Annotated in this window: 15 protein-coding genes; 14 read left to right on the forward strand and 1 reads right to left on the reverse strand. The window is 53.5% G+C overall.

What is annotated here, in order from left to right:
- The first annotated feature begins 10 nt into the window (after positions 1-10).
- Genes ABKW30_RS09165 through ABKW30_RS09180 form a run of 4 tightly spaced genes read left to right on the forward strand, consistent with a single transcriptional unit; the run spans position 11 to position 3560 of the window.
- Complete coding sequence (locus ABKW30_RS09165) at positions 11-952, forward strand: ABC transporter permease (protein ID WP_348598531.1); 942 nt, start codon at positions 11-13, stop codon at positions 950-952.
- Positions 952-1821, forward strand: coding sequence for an ABC transporter permease (locus ABKW30_RS09170; RefSeq protein WP_348598533.1), 870 nt, complete (start codon positions 952-954; stop codon positions 1819-1821). The genes ABKW30_RS09165 and ABKW30_RS09170 overlap by 1 nt, the downstream gene beginning before the upstream one ends.
- A 2-nt stretch (positions 1822-1823) precedes the next feature.
- Positions 1824-3053, forward strand: a complete 1230-nt coding sequence (locus ABKW30_RS09175; RefSeq protein ID WP_348598535.1) for an amidohydrolase/deacetylase family metallohydrolase — start codon at positions 1824-1826, stop codon at positions 3051-3053.
- A 9-nt stretch (positions 3054-3062) separates the two neighbouring features.
- Positions 3063-3560: a RidA family protein gene (locus ABKW30_RS09180; protein ID WP_348598537.1), complete on the forward strand. Its 498-nt coding sequence runs from the start codon at positions 3063-3065 to the stop codon at positions 3558-3560.
- A 3-nt stretch (positions 3561-3563) separates the two neighbouring features.
- Here ABKW30_RS09180 and ABKW30_RS09185 read toward each other — a convergent pair whose 3' ends face one another.
- Complete coding sequence (locus tag ABKW30_RS09185; RefSeq protein WP_348598539.1) at positions 3564-4385, reverse strand: IclR family transcriptional regulator; 822 nt, start codon at positions 4383-4385, stop codon at positions 3564-3566.
- A gap of 99 nt (positions 4386-4484) precedes the next feature.
- Between ABKW30_RS09185 and ABKW30_RS09190 the strand changes: the two genes are divergently transcribed.
- The 10 genes from ABKW30_RS09190 (at position 4485) to fhuB (ending at position 18874) form a co-directional block, all read left to right on the forward strand.
- The gene (locus ABKW30_RS09190; RefSeq protein WP_348598540.1) at positions 4485-5678 is read left to right on the forward strand and encodes an aminotransferase class V-fold PLP-dependent enzyme; all 1194 of its coding nucleotides are present in this window, start codon (positions 4485-4487) and stop codon (positions 5676-5678) included.
- A 31-nt stretch (positions 5679-5709) separates the two neighbouring features.
- Positions 5710-7527 carry an ABC transporter ATP-binding protein gene (locus tag ABKW30_RS09195; protein WP_348598542.1) on the forward strand — a complete coding sequence of 606 codons (1818 nt, stop codon included), beginning with the start codon at positions 5710-5712 and terminating at the stop codon, positions 7525-7527.
- Positions 7528-7696: 169 nt separating this feature from the next.
- Positions 7697-8893 (forward strand): glycine C-acetyltransferase, encoded by a 1197-nt coding sequence (locus tag ABKW30_RS09200; RefSeq protein WP_348598544.1) that lies wholly within the window; start codon positions 7697-7699, stop codon positions 8891-8893.
- Positions 8894-8895: 2 nt separating this feature from the next.
- Positions 8896-9930: an L-threonine 3-dehydrogenase gene (tdh, locus tag ABKW30_RS09205; RefSeq protein WP_348598546.1), complete on the forward strand. Its 1035-nt coding sequence runs from the start codon at positions 8896-8898 to the stop codon at positions 9928-9930.
- Positions 9931-10109: 179 nt separating this feature from the next.
- The gene (locus ABKW30_RS09210; protein ID WP_348598248.1) at positions 10110-11546 is read left to right on the forward strand and encodes an ISNCY family transposase; all 1437 of its coding nucleotides are present in this window, start codon (positions 10110-10112) and stop codon (positions 11544-11546) included.
- A gap of 187 nt (positions 11547-11733) precedes the next feature.
- Positions 11734-12246, forward strand: a complete 513-nt coding sequence (locus ABKW30_RS09215; protein ID WP_348598548.1) for an RNA polymerase sigma factor — start codon at positions 11734-11736, stop codon at positions 12244-12246.
- 95 nt (positions 12247-12341) lie between these two features.
- On the forward strand, positions 12342-13334 hold the full coding sequence (locus tag ABKW30_RS09220) for a FecR domain-containing protein (protein WP_348598549.1): 993 nt from the start codon (positions 12342-12344) through the stop codon (positions 13332-13334).
- Between the two features lie 194 nt (positions 13335-13528).
- Positions 13529-15946: a TonB-dependent siderophore receptor gene (locus ABKW30_RS09225; protein ID WP_348598550.1), complete on the forward strand. Its 2418-nt coding sequence runs from the start codon at positions 13529-13531 to the stop codon at positions 15944-15946.
- Positions 15947-16032: 86 nt separating this feature from the next.
- A complete protein-coding gene (locus ABKW30_RS09230) occupies positions 16033-16878 on the forward strand; it encodes an ABC transporter substrate-binding protein (protein WP_348598552.1) in 846 nt (281 codons plus the stop codon).
- A complete protein-coding gene (gene fhuB, locus ABKW30_RS09235; RefSeq protein ID WP_348598554.1) occupies positions 16868-18874 on the forward strand; it encodes a Fe(3+)-hydroxamate ABC transporter permease FhuB in 2007 nt (668 codons plus the stop codon). Before ABKW30_RS09230 ends, fhuB begins: the two co-directional genes overlap by 11 nt.
- The last annotated feature ends 3 nt before the right edge of the window (positions 18875-18877 follow it).

An 18877-nucleotide genomic window follows, 5' to 3' on the forward strand; every position in this document is an offset into this window, starting at 1 on the left:
AGGACGCCAGATGCTTCGTTATATAATTCAACGCTTTATCGGCATGATCATCGTGATGTTTCTCGTGGTGACGATCGTGTTCGTCATCGTCCGCGTGACGCCCGGTGATCCCGCAGCTGTTATGCTTGGGCCTGAAGCTACGGCTGCAGACGTCGCGACCTTGCGACAACAGTTGGGTCTCGATCAATCCATCCCACTCCAATATCTCTACTTCATCGGCAATCTTTTGAAGGGTGACCTTGGGCAGTCGATCTTTCTGAATCAGCCTGTGTTGCAAGCCCTCGCTCAACGTGCTGAACCTACATTCTTCCTGACAATCTTCTCGCTATTGATCGCCAGTGTCATCGCTATTCCAATTGGAATTTACGCGGCCTACCGTCGTGGTTCAGTGTTCGATCAGGCTGCAACTGCAATAGCCATGCTTGCAGCAAGCATTCCAAGCTTCTGGCTTGGCTTGATACTGATGCAGATTTTTGCTGTGCGGTACGGGCTTTTTCCTGTCTCAGGCTATGGCGGCCCCGGCACATCCCTCATAGAGCGCCTTGGTTATCTCGTATTGCCGGCCTTTGCTCTCGGCATTGTCTCTTCTGCTTTGATTATGCGGTTCACAAGAGCATCCATGCTTGACGTTCTTGGCGATGATTATATCCGGACTGCGCGCGCCAAGGGTGTTGACGAGCGCCGGGTTGTACTAAAGCATGCTTTCAAAAACGCGCTCATTCCCATCCTTACAGTCATTGGCCTGACTGCTGCAGTTCTCATTTCGGGTGCTGTGGTTACGGAGACAGTCTTCGGGCTTCCTGGTGTCGGCAGCCTTGTCGTATCGGCCGTTTTGCGTCGCGACTATCCTGTTATCCAAGGCGCATTGCTCATCATCGCCGCACTCTACGTGCTCATCAACTTTGCTATCGACATGCTTTACCTCGTCGTTGATCCGAGAGTGCGTTACTGATGACCGAGATCGTATCAACAACACCTCAGAGCGAGCGCTCAAAATTCTTCAAGGTGCTGATTAAGCGTAAGACTGTGCTTTTCGGCCTGATTGTCCTCGCGATTTTTGTGACGCTTGCGGTTTTTGCGCCACTGATTACGCCATACGCGCCCAACAAGCTTTCAATCGTCAACAGGCTAAAACCACCAGACGCAAAATGGTTTTTCGGCACCGATGAATTTGGCCGTGATGTCTTTTCCCGTACGATCTTTTCGGCAAGACTATCGCTGCTGGTTGGTTTTGCCGTTGTGATCCTCGCATCGGTGATTGGTGTCACCCTGGGTATCCTTGCCGGATTCTTTCAAAGACTTGACGCACCAATAACGCGTTTGATCGATGCCATGATGGCATTTCCGGATATCCTGCTTGCCATTGCCCTCGTTGCGGCACTTGGCCCATCTCTGACTACGGTTATTGTAGCGCTCAGCATTGTTTACGCACCGAGATTGGCGCGCGTGGTGCGCGCATCCACCCTTGTCATCCGCGAACTACCTTACGTGGAAGCTGCCACATCGCTAGGCATCTCCAAATGGCACATCATGACGAGGCACATCCTGCGTAACCTCCTGTCTCCAATACTTGTCCAGGGGACCTTCCTTTTTGCGAATGCAATGCTGGCCGAAGCCGGGCTCTCATTCCTTGGTCTTGGTGTGAGCCCTGAAGTTCCAACCTGGGGGACGATGATCGCATCGGGACGCCAGTACATTGGCACCGCGGACTGGATGACATTGTTTCCCGGCATCGCAATCGTGCTTGCCGTTCTTTCCCTGCAGATGGTTGGCGATGGCTTCCGCGACCTTCTAGACCCCCGCCTCAGAAAGGATCTCTGATCATGCCTGCCACTTCCGCAACCGCTGCTTCTTCTCCCAAGAAAGGGCGCTTGCTGCTGACGAACGTAAATCCGGTAGCATTCGGCCCCAATACTCCGTCCACGAAAATCGACATTCTGATTGATGCCAGCGGTAACATCACTGAGTTCGGTCCTTCCTTGAATGTCGCAGGGGATGTGCAACGTGTTGACGCCAAAGGATCGTGGATTTCCCCCGGATGGGTCGATCTGCACGCGCATGTCTGGCATGGCGGAACTGATATTTCCGTTCGCCCGCAAGTATGCGGAGTAGAGCGCGGTGTTACAACTATTGTAGATGCCGGTTCGGCGGGTGAGGCTAATTTCCATGGGTTTCGCGAGTATATCATTGATCCCGCGAAAGAACGCATCAAGGCATTTCTCAATCTTGGCTCTATCGGCCTCGTGGCTTGCAACCGCGTTAGTGAACTGAGCGATATTCGATCCATTGATATCGACCGGACCGTAGCCTGTGTGAACGAAAACCGCGACCACATTGTGGGACTAAAAGTCCGGGCAAGCCACGTCATTACTGGCTCTTGGGGAGTTACTCCAGTGAAACTCGGCAAGAAGATTGCCAAGATTCTCAAGATTCCGATGATGGTTCACGTCGGCGAACCTCCGGCTTTGTATGAGGAAGTTCTGGAGATACTGGGCCCGGGCGATATCATCACCCATTGCTTTAATGGCAAGGTCGGAAGCAGCATTATCGAAGACGACGATCTGTTTGAACTGGCGGAGCGTTGCGCTGGCGAGGGGATACGTCTTGACATCGGCCATGGTGGCGCATCCTTCTCTTTCCGCGTCGCGGAAGTAGCCATCCAACGTGGGCTTTTGCCGTTTTCCATCTCGACAGATATCCACCTCCGCAGCCTTAACTTCTCAGTCTGGGATCTCGGCACAACCATGTCCAAACTCCTGAGCGTGGGGATGCCTTTCGACAAGGTGGTCGAGGCTGTTACCCTTTCGCCAGCGTCCGCCATTGGCCTACCGACAGAAGACCTTCTCTCCGTCGGCAAACGAGCTGACTTCACGATCTTTGACCTTGCTGATTCAGACCTTCAGGTCATCGACTCGATGGGTTACGAGGCCAAACTCAGCAAGCTGTTCGAACCACGTATGGTTGTTCTTGGTGCTGAGACAATTGCTGCAAGTCGCTATCAGCCAGTAGCGCCGGAAAAATCCGGCGCCATCGCACCTTATTCATACCGTTAGGATCTCATCTTGAGCCATAGCACCAGTACAGCGATACAAGCTGAAACATCGCCTTACGACCGGCTGAAGGCGCTCGGCATTACATTGCCGCCGGCGCCAAGTCCCATTGCAAACTTTGTAACGCATATACAGGAAGGCAATTTGCTCTATTTGTCGGGGCAGGGACCCCGCGAAAACGATGGCTTCATGCACACCGGCAAGGTGGGCGGCAATGTTTCTGTTGATGATGCCTACAAGCATGCACGGCTCACAGCAATCAATCTTCTCGCTGTGATGCAATCGGCGCTGGGCGATTTGAACAAGGTTAAGCGGGTGGTGAAACTGCTAGGAATGGTGAATGCTGTGCCCGATTTTGGCGACCATCCACTCGTCATCAATGGCTGTTCCGATTTGTTGATCGATGTCTTTGGTGAAGCCGGCAATCACGCTCGCTCAGCTGTCGGCTTCGGTTCTCTTCCAGGTAACATTACTGTGGAGATCGAGGCCATTATCGCCTTGAAGGATTAGGATTCAAGAATGGCTGCGCCAACCCATGATTGTTTCAATACGTTCCGCCGAAGCTTTGACCTCGGCAGAATAGCGATCCGGGTTATCGGCAATCTTCTGCTCAGCAAGAACAATGGAGATCGTTGCTATGCAAGCACCCTTTTCATCGCAGATCGGCGAGGCAATGCACGCAACCGCATAATCCGATTCACCGGCCTGAATGGATATGCGAGATTTCAAAGCTTCACCCGCCGCAATCGACAAGGCCGCCGGATCAATGACAGCGCGCCCGGTCGGCGAGGACTTGGCACAATGCTCAAACAGGTCCAGTCGCTCTTTTTCAGGAAGATGGCCGACCAGCAACCGGCCCGATGCCGTCCAGTTGAGAGGGACACGAGTGCCCACGCGCGAGGTTACCTGAAAATGTCCCGGGCCATCAGCCATTGCAAGCACCATCATGTGGTCGCCATCGCGGCCACATACCTGAACAGTCTCTCCGGAAACGCGGCTCAGGCTGTGCATCTCGTGGTTAGCCACGTTGAGAAAATCCAGAGAGCGGGCATAAGCAAGGCCATAATGGTAAAGGCGAGCCCCAAGCCATACAGTGCTATCGCTGTTGCGCGAAAGCATGTTCTTTTCGACCAGATCGTCGATTATCACATAGACAGTAGAGAGCGGCGCACCGATCGCTTTTGCAATGGCGTAAATACCAACCGGCGAACCCGTCTCATAGAGATAGTCGAGTACTTGCAGCGCTCGGTCCATACCGCTTACACGCGAACGTTTTGCCGAACCGGCTTTCTCGTAACCGCCAGGTGGATCGATGTCTGATATTTTGGCGTTCACGTCATGGCTCCTGCTGAGTCTATCCGGTCTATCAAAATCTTTATTACATTATAACGGCATACATGCCAAGCAAATGGAATGCACTGCAAGGAGAATAGCATGACTGATATTCGCGCATCGCGAGGGCTGCGGCCGGTAATCAACGTTTCTGGAACGATGACCGCGCTTGGCGCTTCAATCGTTGTTCCTGAAGCAGTTGCCGCGATGACTGCCATACTGCCGGAATTCGTAGAAATCAACGACCTGCATAAGATTGCCAGCCCGGTAATTGCACGTCTTACGGGAGGGGAGGCTGGCTTTGTTACAGCGTCCTGTTCCGCAGGCATTACTCTTGCTGTAGCCGCAGCCATGACGGGAAATGATTTGGCCGCAATTGAACGTCTTCCCGATGCCACCGGCCTCAAAGACGAAGTTATTATTCAAACTGGCCATGTGGTCAGTTATGGTGCGCCGGTCGATCAGGGCATTCGCTTGGCTGGGGCCAAAGCTGTCCTTATCGGTCAGGCAACATCCTGCTATCCCTATCATCTCGATGGTGCGATTAACGAACGCACTGCCGCAGCTGTTTTTGTCGTGTCACACCATACAGTGCAATATGGCCTGATTGCCTTGAAGCAGTTTGCCGAGGTTTGCCATGCGCGCGGCGTACCTGTCATCGTAGACGCTGCCTCTGAATATGATCTCAAAATATTTCTGGAGCATGGCGCCGACATCGTGCTCTATTCATCACACAAGTTCCTTGGTGGTCCAACGGCCGGCATTGTCGCCGGTAAAAAGCAGCTTGTCCGCGATGCCTTTCTGCAAAATCGTGGCATTGGCCGCGGTATGAAAATCGGCAAGGAAAGCATTCTTGGTACTATCGCCGCACTTGAGGCTTGGGAAAAGCGTGATCACGCCGGTATTCGCGAGCGGGAAACCGGCTACTTAAATCTCTGGAAACAGACCTTGAGTGACAAGCCGGGCGTTACTGCCGAGATTGAAGCCGATCCGACGCATAATCCTCTTGACCGTCTTCGGGTGACGATCAACCCGCAGGAAACCCATATCGCAGCTTGGGATCTTGCTGATGCGCTCGCTTCCGGATCACGCCCTGTCATCGTGCGCGATCATGAGGCAGAGCATGGGTACTTTTATTTGGACCCATGCAATCTGCATCCCGGCGAAGAAACAATCGTGGCAAGTCGTTTGAAGGAGGAACTCGCCAAGGCCAGTGCCTCAAATCAAATCATCTCCTCACCCTACGAAGATCGTTATCAGGCCCGCATTGATGCTTTGATGCGCTGGCCCGACTAATCATACGATACGGCTTGAAAGGATAGAACTTATGGAAAAACCTGTTTCCCCTGTGTTGTCGGTGTCTAATCTGACAACATCCTTTCTGGCTGACGGCCAATGGCGGCCTGTAGTACGCAACGTGTCGTTCGACGTTGCTCCCGGCGAAACTGTCGCCATTGTTGGCGAGTCCGGTTCCGGCAAGAGCGTTACATCATTGTCGATCATGCGCCTTCTTCAAAAAGACAAGAGCCGCATCGAAGGCACGATACTCCTCGACGGCAAAGACATCCTGAGTTTGCCTGAAAGCCAAATGCGCTCGGTACGTGGGAATGACGTTGCAATGATCTTTCAGGAGCCAATGACCAGTCTCAATCCGCTCTTCACCATCGGTCAACAGATTAGTGAGGCCTTGCTGTGCCATCACGATATCTCGCGGGCTGATGCACGCGCCGAGACGATCCGGTTATTGGAAAAAGTTCGCATTCCCGCAGCAAAGTCACGTTTCGACGAATATCCACATCGTTTCTCTGGCGGCATGCGGCAACGAGTCATGATTGCCATGGCGCTGGCCAGCAAACCAAAGCTATTGATTGCAGATGAACCAACGACGGCACTTGATGTTACAATCCAGGGCCAAATCCTCGACCTAATAAAGCTTTTGCAGGATGAGGAGGGGGCTTCCGTCCTTTTCATTACGCATGACATGGGTGTTGTTGCTGAAATCGCAGATCGAACTGTTGTCATGTACAATGGCGAAGCTGTTGAAACAGGCCCCACAGAAGACATCTTTGTCAAGCCGCAACACCCCTACACGCGCTCGCTACTGTCGGCCGTACCAATCCTTGGTTCTATGAAGGGGCGAAGCCGCCCTCTACGTTTTCCAGTTGTAGATCGAAAAACGGGTACATCAGATATACCAGTGGAGGCAGCAGACACGGTTCAAAGTGGAAAACCACCGCTGCTGGAAGTCCGCAATCTTACAACACGGTTTAACATTCACTCCGGCATGTTCGGCCAATTGGAGGGTAGGGTGCATGCTGTAGAGAACCTTTCTTTCAGCTTACAACCCGGAGAAACATTGTCTTTGGTAGGAGAGTCTGGCTGCGGCAAATCGACAACCGGCCGTTCAATCATGCGGCTCGTACAACCGCAATCGGGCGAGGTGTTGCTCAACGGCAAAGACGTTCTGACAATGGAGCCAAAGCAACTGCGTGATATGCGGCGCACCATGCAGATGATATTCCAGGATCCATTCGCCAGCCTTAATCCCCGCATGACTGTCGGTTCAGCCATTGCGGAGCCATATCTTGAACATAGGCTGGGAACGCGCGCGCAAGCAAAAGACCGAGTTGCCGATCTTTTGGAGCGGGTAGGGCTCACTGCGGATATGGCCGGTCGTTATCCGCATGAATTCTCTGGAGGCCAGCGGCAACGGGTCTGCATTGCGCGAGCCCTTGCACTCGATCCGAAGATCATCGTGGCGGATGAGTCTGTTTCTGCATTGGACGTATCCATCAAGGCGCAGGTGATCAATCTTCTGCTGGATCTGCAGGCAAGCCTCAATCTTGCTTACCTGTTTATCTCGCACGACATAGCCGTTGTGGAGAGAGTCAGTCACCGTATTGCTGTGATGTATCTTGGCGAAATAGTCGAGATTGGACCACGCGCAGCAATCTTCGAAAATCCGCAACATCCCTATACGAAGAAGCTCATATCCGCAGTTCCAGTTCCGGATCCTTCGCGGAGAGGGGTCAAACGACCAGTCTCCAATGATGAGATTAAAAGCCCTGTTAGGACACCGGATTTTGTGGTTCCGTTGCGGCAATACACCGAAGTTTCTGCGGGACATGTCGTGCAGGTTGCATAGAAAATTCTGAAAATTGCCGAGTATGGCAGCGTTTTATAAGAATTATTGCTGACAGATAAACAGAACTGTTCGTTCTCGTGCGGTTTTTAGCGGCTTTCATCGGAGGGCTTGAGACATTCGTCTGATCGTGAGATGACACTGACTGCATCAGGCCAGAGCAGGATCCGTCATGACCAAGCCATTTATCGATCACCTTATCGCCGAACTCGAAGGACTTAAGACGTCCGGACTATACAAGTCAGAACGCGTTATAACCTCCAAACAGGCGGGCCAGATAGAGGTGGCGTCTGGGGCAAAGGTACTCAACTTCTGCGCGAACAACTATCTCGGATTGGCCAATAATGATGAATTGGCTGAAGCGGGTAAAGCGGCATTGGACCGTTATGGCTATGGCATGGCTTCCGTACGATTTATCTGCGGGACGCAGGAAGAACACAAGCAACTTGAAGCCCGCATCTCAAGTTTCCTCGGACTGGAAGATACTATTCTGTACTCTAGCTGTTTCGACGCCAATGGCGGCTTGTTTGAAACGTTGCTGGGTGAGGATGATGCGATCATTTCCGATGCCCTCAATCATGCCTCGATTATCGACGGCGTTCGTTTATCAAAAGCCAAGCGCTTCCGTTACGCCAATAATGACATGGCCGCACTTGAAGAAGAACTGAAGAAAGCAGAAGGCAGCCGCTTCAAGATGATAGCCACAGATGGCGTCTTCTCTATGGATGGCATTATCGCCAATCTGCAGGGTGTCTGCGACCTTGCTGAAAAGTACGGCGCAATGGTCATGGTTGACGATAGTCATGCTGTCGGATTTGTCGGCAATAATGGCCGTGGCTCGGCTGAACACTGTGGTGTCGAAGGTCGTGTCGATATTATCACTGGCACTCTCGGAAAAGCTCTCGGCGGCGCATCCGGTGGTTATACATCCGGCAAAAGAGAAGTGATCGATTGGCTGCGTCAGCGCTCCCGCCCATATCTCTTTTCCAACACACTTGCGCCCGTTATTGCGGCGGCCTCGTTAAAGGTTTTTGATCTGATCGAACAAGGCAGTGATCTGCGAGCCCGCCTCAAGGCAAACTCCGAACATTTCCGGCGCGATATGAGCAAGCTTGGCTTCACGCTGGCTGGTGCAGACCATGCAATCATTCCCGTCATGCTCGGTGAGGCCACATTGGCACAGGAAATGGCCGCGCGCATGCTGGAAAAAGGAGTATATGTTGTCAGCTTTGCATTCCCGGTTGTCCCGAAAGGACAGGCTCGTATCCGAACACAAATGTCTGCGGTCCATACAACCGAAGACGTCGCGCGCGTTATAGAAGTGTTTGCAGAAGTCGGTCGAGAACTCGGCGTCATTGGAGCAAAATAACCATGTCCAACATGATGAAAGCACTGGTGAAGGCCAAAGCCGAGCCTGGTATCTGGATGGAGCGGGTGCCTGTGCCAGAGCCGGGACCCAATGATGTCCTGATCAAGGTCAAGAAGTCTGCCATTTGCGGCACCGACGTGCATATTTACAATTGGGATCAATGGGCTCAGGCAACCATTCCGGTTCCTATGGTGGTAGGTCACGAATTCTGCGGCGAGATTGCAGAAATTGGCTCCGCAGTAACAAAGTATATGGTTGGGCAGCGCGTATCTGGCGAAGGGCATATTGTTTGTGGCGTCTGCCGCAACTGCCGCGCTGGACGTGGTCATCTGTGCCGTAATACACTTGGCGTCGGCGTCCATCGCCCGGGCTCTTTTGGCGAGTATGTTTGTATTCCCGAAGACAATGTTGTGCCGATCCCCGATGATGTGCCTGATGAAATTGCCGCCATCTTTGATCCTTTCGGCAACGCCGTACATACGGCCTTGAGCTTTGATCTTGTCGGCGAAGACGTGCTCGTAACAGGTGCCGGTCCGATAGGAATTATGGGCGCACTCGTCGCCAAGCGCTCTGGTGCCCGCAAAGTTGTCATTACGGATATCAACCCTGCACGGCTGGCACTCGCCAGCAAGCTTGGCATTGATTATGTCGTTGATGCATCGAAGCAAAACCTTGCAGACGTAATGCGGGAAATTGGCATGACGGAAGGCTTTGACGTTGGTCTTGAAATGTCCGGCGCGGCGCCTGCGTTCCGCGACATGATCGATAAAATGAACAATGGTGGCAAGATCGCCATTCTCGGCATAGCGCCAACCGGTTTTGAGATTGACTGGAACAAAGTGATCTTCAAGATGCTCAATCTTAAAGGAATTTACGGGCGTGAAATGTTTGAAACCTGGTACAAGATGATTGCATTTGTCCAAGGCGGATTGGACCTGACACCAGTCATCACGCATCGGTTGTCAATTGACGATTTTCAAACCGGCTTCGATGCAATGCGCTCCGGCAGCTCAGGTAAGGTTGTGCTCAGCTGGTAGCTTGTTCTCAGCTGAGAACAAGTCTTCGATACATATTTCCACGAGTTCCATAAGCTATCTTATGTGAGCATTTGAAATAGAACCCTGTAAGCGCAAAGTTAAAATGTCCTGTTTCTGCAAAGTAGAAATGTCGCTGTGTCACCTTCTCGTTCATCGCAACGAGATTCGGGAAGCAGATTTTGGGATGGATTTTAATGAGCGAGCGCGAGCTGCATCGCATTGAAGTTTTGTCGGAAGTTGTTGAGCGTCGCCGCACACTTGCCTCGGCGGCGATTGTGCTGTCGCTGAGTGTTCGCCAGGTGCAAAGGATCGTTCGGACATTCTGTGTCGAAGGTGCGCCTGCGCTGCGTCATCGCAGCCGTGGCCGCCGGTCGAACAACCGCATCCATGACGGCGTGCGTGAACTGGCGCTGCAGCTGGTGCGCGAACGCTACGCGGACTTTGGCCCGACGCTGGCCGCCGAGAAGCTGGCTGAGCACGGATTTACGGTTTCGCGCGAGACGCTGCGCCAGTGGATGACGGACGCCGGCATCTGGTCATCACGCAAGAAGCGTCGTCTGCAGTTCCATCCGCCGCGGCTGCGGCGCGAGTGTTATGGCGAGCTGATCCAGATCGACGGCAGCGAGCATCGCTGGTTCGAGGACCGCGGTCCGCCGTGCACGCTGCTGGTGTTCATCGACGATGCCACCAGCCGCCTGCAGCAACTGCTGTTCGTCGCCTCGGAAAGCGCGTTCAGCTATTTCGATGCACTCGAACAGTATTTGACCCGTCATGGCCGGCCTGTTGCGTTTTATTCCGACAAGCATTCGGTGTTCCGGGTGGCGAAGAAAGATCCAGAGGGTGGTCAGGGCATGACGCAATTCGGCCGGGCGCTGTCTGAACTCAGCATCGAGATTCTCTGCGCCAATTCGAGCCAGGCCAAAGGCCGGGTCGAACGGGCGAACCGCACGCTGCAGGATCGTTTGGTCAAGGAGCTGCGGCTGGCGGGGATCTCGGACATGGCGGCCGGCAACCGGTTTCTTGACGGTTTTACCGAGCGTTACAATGCCAGATTTGCCACATCACCTGCCCGAGCCGACGATCTGCATCGTCCCCTGAACATCGACGTTCACCGGCTGCGCGATGTGCTGTGCAAACGTGAACAGCGTTATGTCGGGCGGCAACTGGCTTTTTCCTACGAGCGGCAGCGGGTGATCCTGGAGGCGAATGGGGTCAGCCGTGGGCTCGTCGGCAAATATGTCGACGTCTATGCCTTTGCCGACGGCCGTTTCGACGTCCGCTGGAAAGGAATGACCCTGCCCCACACGATCTTCGACAAGGAGCAGCGCGTGACCCATGCGGCCATTACCGAAAGCAAGCGGTTGAACGATGTGCTGGCCTTCATCAGGGAACGGCAGGATCAGCTGCCGCCGCCAAGAGTGAAGACCAACAGCGAGGTTATCGGCTATCAAAAACGTGGACGCAAACCGCCCGGACGAAAGGGCTGGGTCGATCAGATGGTCGAGCGACAAGCCGCTGAACGGGCCTCTGGCGCTCCATCAAACGCCGCCGCTCCGGGCTGCGATAGTAAGGTCTCCGCCCTGCCCGGCGACGCGCCTCGGCGCCTGTCAGGATGACATTTCTACTTTGCAGAACACGCGACATTTCTACTTGGTTGCAACATTAGGTGTAGCCGGGTGGGTTCAAGGATGAAGTGCGACTTTGTAGCAATGAGTCTAGAAGAGCTCTAAATCATTGTTGTTGAAGCTGCTTTCATCCCTGGTTAAACCATCGCGACCGCAACACTCATTACTAAGAACGATTGTGACTAAAGTTTACCTTGCCAATCTCGCTGCTACTTTTGCAGCAATCCGTCCGCGGCTCGAGCGTGTTGCCCATGCGCGCACTCGTTCCCGAGAAGCTGCGGAGGATCTGGTTCAAGATACTTGGCTGAAACTTGAGCGAAGTTCAGGTCAAGAATTGCAGAATCCGGCTGGTTTTATTACGCGCGTTGCGATGAACATCGTTGCAGATCATCTCCGCAAGGAAGCACGGAGATCAAAAATTGATGCCGAGGTCACAGGTCTCCTCTGGGAGACAGAAGACTTGGCATCGCCTGAGCGGATTGTGCTTGGACAGGAAAAACTTGAAGCGGTCCGTTCCACGCTGGCGGAACTGCCCGAAAAGACCCGCAGTATATTCCTCATGAATCGTTTGGACGGAATTTCGCACCGCAAGATTGCGATGAAGCTCGGTATCTCTGACGAAGCGGTGTATTATCACATTAGAAGAGCCTTGGAGCGGTTGGCTCATCTGCGCGACGACATTGCCGATTGATTATCCGAGTTCTTTAGGCAAAGAACGTGTTCGAACGTCTATAAGATGAAGGTGTTTGACTTAAACGCCTCACGGAACTCCGATCGTATCGCCAGATGGACAAGCCCAACGACCATGACGACATCAATCTGCGGCTTGACCAGGAAGCTCGCGATTGGCTTGTGCGTCTCACATCCGGCGACGTAGACGAACGTCATCTTGAAAAATTCAGGGAATGGCGTGCGAGATCGGACAAGCATCGCATCGCATTTGATCGTGAACGTTTCTTTTGGCAGCAGTTGCAGGAGCTTGGTGATCACGATACGGCAAAGCTGCGGGCGGCCCAATCGGCTCAATCCGCAAAAAAGATATCTTGGGGCCGCCGCGCTTTCATCATCGGTGGAGCAACGGCAACAGCAGGTATAATAGCGGCTCCGCAATTCAGAATATGGTGGAACACCAGCTTTGCGACAGGCATTGGTGAGCAGGCCGAGTTTACTCTACCGGACGGTTCAACTGCTGCTCTCAATACTGATAGTGCGGTTGCGGTCAAATTCCGTCCCAATTTGCGTCTTGTGGAACTTTTGAAAGGTGAGGCAGAGTTTCGCGTCAATCCGGATGATGCAGGATTGTTTCGGGTGGCCGCGCTTGGCGGAAATAGTGATGGCAAAGATGCCGACTTCTCTGTTAAAGCAATCGATGATGTCGCTTCAGTGACGGTATCCCGGGGCAATATCCAGGTAACTGGCCCTGCATCCCCAGACGATATGGCCGATGCGTCTGGAAGCCATGTGTTTCTGCAAGAAAATCAGCAAACAACCTACGCGCTGGGCACTATCCCTGGTCCCGGCGTCTCGATAGATTCCGAAGAGGTTTTTGCCTGGCGCAAAGGCCAGATTATATTCGATGCGCGACCGCTGGCTGCAGCCATCATGGAAATCGGCAGATACCTTCCGGAAAGAATTGTCCTTGGACCATCTGTTGAGAGCAACGATCCGGTCAGCGCCGTGTTCTCCGCGCGCCAGGCATTCGCTGCAATTCAAGCGCTCGCAAAAACCCAAGGCCTTTCGGTACGTCGCGTTCCCGGCCTCGTCATTCTAATCTCCTGATCGGAAAAAATTTGGAGAACGGCTTTTTTTCTTTAGGCATTGGGAGTTTTCGCGCGTCAAGCGTATGAAGGGCCAGGCAATTAGCTACCCACGCCCATCCATAATAAGGAACTTGCGTTCCTGAAAAAGGGCATGGGATTTTGATGAAGTGTAGAACTTTAAACAGGTCGGTTACGCGATCCGGGCATCGCCGGTTGTCATTAACGTTAGCCATCAGCATAGCGCTAGGTTCTTTCATAATCCTCCAGGATTATGCAGTTTCAGCCGCTTGGTCCCGGACAACTGCTCGAAAAATCAATATTTCCCGACAGCCACTGAAGACCGCGCTTCGTGAATTCGCGTCACAATCCGGATTACAGATTGCCTATCGGACCGCTGTCGCCGACGGCGAGATGGCCCCCGCTGTCAAGGGCACAATGAGCCCCGAAGAAGGATTGACCAGATTACTCTCCGGCTCCAATCTGCGTTACAGCTTCAGCAGTGCAAACACCGTCACGGTTCTTGATGCAGATGCTCAGACCAGCGCAGTGAGCACGGATGGCAGCATTCTGCTCGACCCGATTACCATAAACTCACGCGTTGATAGCGCCTTTGGCCAGACCGAGGGCTATATTGCTACACATGATGCAACTGCTACCAAAACAGACACCCCGTTGATCGAGGTACCGCAGACCGTCAACGTCGTGACCCGCGACCAGATTGAAGCGCAGGGCGCACAGAATGTAACGGAAGCAACCCGCTATTCGCCAGGTGTTGTCGCTACCTGGGGTGGCAATGATAGCCGCAACGACGTTCTGTCGACGCGCGGGTTCAATGTGCGCTATAATCTGAACGGTTCCCGGCTACCCTATGGTGCCTACAGCATAGCCATGTTGAGGATTGAGCCCTACGGCCTTGAACGCATCGACATTCTGAAAGGACCGGCATCCGTCCTTTATGGTCAAAACCTGCCTGGTGGATTGATCAATCTCAGCAGCAAGACGCCAACGGAAACGCCACTGCGCGAAGTTGTCTTGCAAGGCGGCAACCATGACCGGGTGCAGGGAATGTTTGATTTTTCCGGACCCGTCGATCCTGAGGGCAAGTTTCTCTATCGGCTCACTGGCTTGGCTCGGGATGCAGATGGCAGTGTCGACTTTGGCTACGATAAGCGACAGTTTATTGCGCCTTCCATCACGTGGAAGCCAAGTGACGCCACCTCCCTGATGTTCTTTAGCCACTATCAGAAGGACGACACCATCTCCGATTATGCCAGCCTGCCGGCGGCGGGAACGCTCCGCTCCAATCCCAACGGCAGGTTTCCTGTGAACCGTTATGCCGGAGAACCTGGTTTTGACGGCTACAAACGCGAGCAATACTCCCTAGGCTATAATTTTAAACACGAATTCAATGAAGATTGGACACTGCGGCAGAATCTTCAGCTTAACCACGTTGAAGTCGATACGACTGCGAGCCCAGCCTACATGCTGGATCCTACCGAACGGTATATCAACCGGGTGGCAACAAGAGGCGAAGCGGCAGCCGATAGCTTCACCGTTGATACGAGTATTGAAGGAAAAATCGGCACAGGATCTCTACAGCATACGGTTCTTGGCGGTATCGATTACCTGAAACTTGACGATAAGTATCGCTTTTCTTCCGGTCTCTATAGCGGAAGGTTTGATCTTTATAATCCGGTTTATGGTGCACCGGTCCCAGCGCTTTTCCCTCGCATCGACTATCATATGAAGCGCCGGCAGCTGGGAGTTTACGTCCAGGACCAGATAAAGTGGCAGAACTGGATCCTGACAGCAGGGCTTCGCAATGACTGGGTGCAATCTGATTCTGTCGAGGCACTCTCGTCATCCACCTTTTCTTCCGATGACTCCGCGCTGACAGGTCGCGTTGGCCTGACCTACCTTTTCGACAACGGTTTCGCGCCCTATATCTCGTATTCCACCTCGTTTGACCCAGTCGATGGCGTGAGCCCCTCCGGCGGACCGCTGAAATCAATGAAGGGCGACCAGATAGAAGCCGGATTAAAATATCAATCTCAGGACAGAACTCTCTACGCTACTTTATCCGCATTTCAGATCAACCAGCAGAACGTAGCAGCTCCCAATCCTACGCCCGGTGGCACCGGCCAACTGCAGGCTGGTGAAGCCCGAGCCCGCGGGTTGGAACTCGAAGTAAAGGCAGAGATCACGGCTAGCCTTAATCTGATTGGCTCTTATGCATACGTGGACTCGGAGGTGACCCGGGTCAATGAAAGCACAAGGAATCTACTCGGTAAAAATCTCGTCATGGTTCCAAGACATCAGGCATCGATCTGGCTTGATCATAAGGCAGACAGCGGAGCTCTCGCGGGGCTTGGTATAGGGGGTGGCTTGCGTTACCAGGGCAAATCTTTCGGCGACGCAGCCAATGAGTTCGAAGTTGATGGTCATGTATTCGTCGATGCCGCATTGAGCATTGATTTTGGACAATTGAACAAAAAATTGGACGGCCTTGATCTCCGTGTCACTGGCACCAATCTTCTGAACAAGGAATATGTCAGCTACTGCCAAGGACCTTTGCTTTGCTATTACGGTCAAGGGCGTACAATCAACGCAACAATGAAGTATCGATGGTAGCGCCAGCCGGTCTGAGGGACTTAGCGACGGGTCGCCATTCTCGGCGTCACGTGCTTTCGATGGCTGGGACAATCGGATTTTCGCTTGTGTCCCTCAATTCTGCGTTTGCGCGAACACCATCGCCGAAGCGCATCATCTCTCTTGATGCTCCCTCTACCGAGATGCTTGTCAAACTTGGTGTGGAACCGATCGGCGTGGCTGGATTGACGGGATATTTGGCTGCGGAAGGAGACGTACCTGAACTGAGCAAGGCAATGGATGTAGGTTTCTACTATGAACCTAACCTGGAGCTGCTGCACTCGCTTGCGCCTCAACTTATAATAAGTTCCTTCGGCGTTGGGACCGACAATGCGATACTTGAACGCATCGCGCCAGTTCTGTCGGTGCCCATCTATGGCGCTGGCAGGCCAGTTTATGATTCTGCAGCCGATGCCTTGCTGCGAATTGGCGAGTCTATTGGTGAAAACAGGCAAGCGGATGCATTCCTGCGTCTTCACAACAAAACTTTGTCGTCGCTCAGATCAGAACTTGGTCCGCGACGCATGCGCCCCTTTTATCTCGCTACACCGTTGCTGGATGGGCGGCACATGATCGTCTATGGCACGAACAGTCTTTTCGATGGCGTCATGCGCCGTCTCGGCTTGAGCAACGCCTACCATGGACCCACAAGCCCCTGGGGTATCGCGAACATCGGGATAGAAAGTCTGATCGCCAATCCGGATGCTGGCTTTGTGTACATCGAAAGTCCGATAACGAATGCTGCTTTGCATGCACTCAAATCAACAGCACTCTGGCAACGTATTCCGTTTGTCCGGGCCGGACGGCTGGCTCCAATACCTTATGTCGAGATGTACGGCGCTCTACCAACCGCCCAGCGCTTTGCGCAGGCAATCTCTGCCGTTGTCAGCACGGGTTTACTTGATGAAAGCTGAGCCTAACGTCGGGACAATAGGTCAAAGCTTATCGATCAACCAGGTGATTTCGGGAATTCTTCTTATTCTCGCAGCCGCGCTCTGCTGCCTGTCGTTAACAAGATTGTTGCCTCCGGACCAATGGAGCACGCTGATGAATCCCGAGAGGTCGGACAGCGTTGCGTCGATCATTTTTTTCGAGAGTTTTCTACCACGTGTAATCATCAGCCTCATAGCAGGCGCTGGATTGGCGCTGGCAGGCGTCCTCTTTCAAAGCGTTCTGCGTAATCCGCTGGCAGAACCCGCAACACTGGGCATATCTGCCGGCGCTCAGCTGGCTTTGGTCACGATGACGCTCTTTCGACCCGAACTTGCCGGTTCGTTGAGCGCTGAAGGCGTTGCCTCGCTCGGTGCGACAATCGCTATTCTTCTCATTCTGGCGATAGGCTGGAGTGCCAATCTCTCTCCTGCCCGCGTGATTGTAGTCGGTATATTCATTAGTCTTTATTGCGGAGCAGCTTCCGGCGTACTCGTCCTGTTCAATCAGAATTATCTTACTGGCGTCTTTCTATGGAGTTCGGGATCACTGGTGCAGAACGGCTGGGACGCAGCTGTCACACTGTCCATCCGTATGGCACTTGCAGCGTTTGTTTCACTGCTGCTGTTAAGACAGCTCTCATTGCTGTCGGTCGGTGACGAAAATGTAAGAGGCCTTGGAGGTAATTTAACAGCCATCCGAGTGGGGACGATAGGGCTGGCGGTTGCGCTTTCAGCAAGTATTGTCAGTAAGGTCGGTATGATTGCCTTCATCGGTCTGGCCGCTCCTGCAATTGCCCGCGCGGGCGGCGCACGCAGTGTGCAAGCGCAGTATCTTGCAGCTCCCCTGATAGGAGCGGCACTTCTTTGCTCGACCGATCAGTTAGTGCAGCTTGCACCTTTTGCCCGGGAAATTCCCACGGGCGCGGCAACAGCTCTGTTGGGTGGTCCCTTGCTGCTTTGGCTGTTACCGCGCCTCAAGGCGACCACGGTTTCTTCAAATGACGCCTCCACGATACTCATGCGAAACCGTTACCCTTACAGATACTTCTTGCTGGGAGGCATTTTTATCTTTGGCCTGATCTGGTTGGCTCTTGCTTTCGGGCCGACATCAACAGGATGGGATTGGCTCTCCGGCGATGATTTCAGCAGCATGCTACAATGGCGCTGGCCGCGTATCGTTACTGCAGGTACCGCAGGTGCAATGCTGGCAGCTGCAGGGGTTATCATGCAGCGGATGACCGGCAACCCTTTGGCCAGTCCGGAAATTCTAGGCATTTCTTCGGGCGCTGCACTCGGTCTCATAGTATTGCTTTTCATTGTGACTGCCCCTGCCCCCCAGTGGCAATTCCTTGCGACCGTTGCCGGTGCATCACTCACGTTCCTCTCAATCGTCATCGCAGGGCGGCAAGGTGGTTTGGGACCCCACCGCCTTCTCTTGGTCGGCATTGCTGTGGGCACAACGTTCAGCGCACTAGCTGCTGTATTGATGTCGAGTGGAGATCCCAGAATGACTATCCTGCTTGGCTGGATGGCCGGTTCGACATATCGGGCAACCGAGACAGGTGCAGTGGCAACTGCGATCTGCGGAGTAGCGTTGCTCCTGCCCATTCCTTATGCAATGCGAGGCCTGGAGATATTGCCTCTCGGAGAAAGCGTCGCCCGCTCACTCGGGTTGCCGCCCGATAAGGCACGACTGCTTCTTCTGCTATTGAGCGCAAGTCTTACCGGCCTCGCAACACTCGCCGTCGGGCCACTAACATTTGTGGGATTGCTTGCTCCTCACCTTTCAAGGCTGGGAGGATTTAGCCGGGCCGGCCAGCACCTGACGTCAAGCATTCTTTTGGGCATTGCCCTAATGATCGCCGCCGACTGGCTTGGTCGTATAGCGATCTTTCCTTACCAAATCCCGGCGGGTCTTTTCTCGACTTTTCTGGCAGGCCCCCTCTTTCTGTTTCTTCAACTCCGGCAGAAGGCATAGCTT

Origin of the sequence: Phyllobacterium sp. SB3 (assembly GCF_040009165.1) — a bacterium.
Taxonomy (GTDB): domain Bacteria; phylum Pseudomonadota; class Alphaproteobacteria; order Rhizobiales; family Rhizobiaceae; genus Phyllobacterium.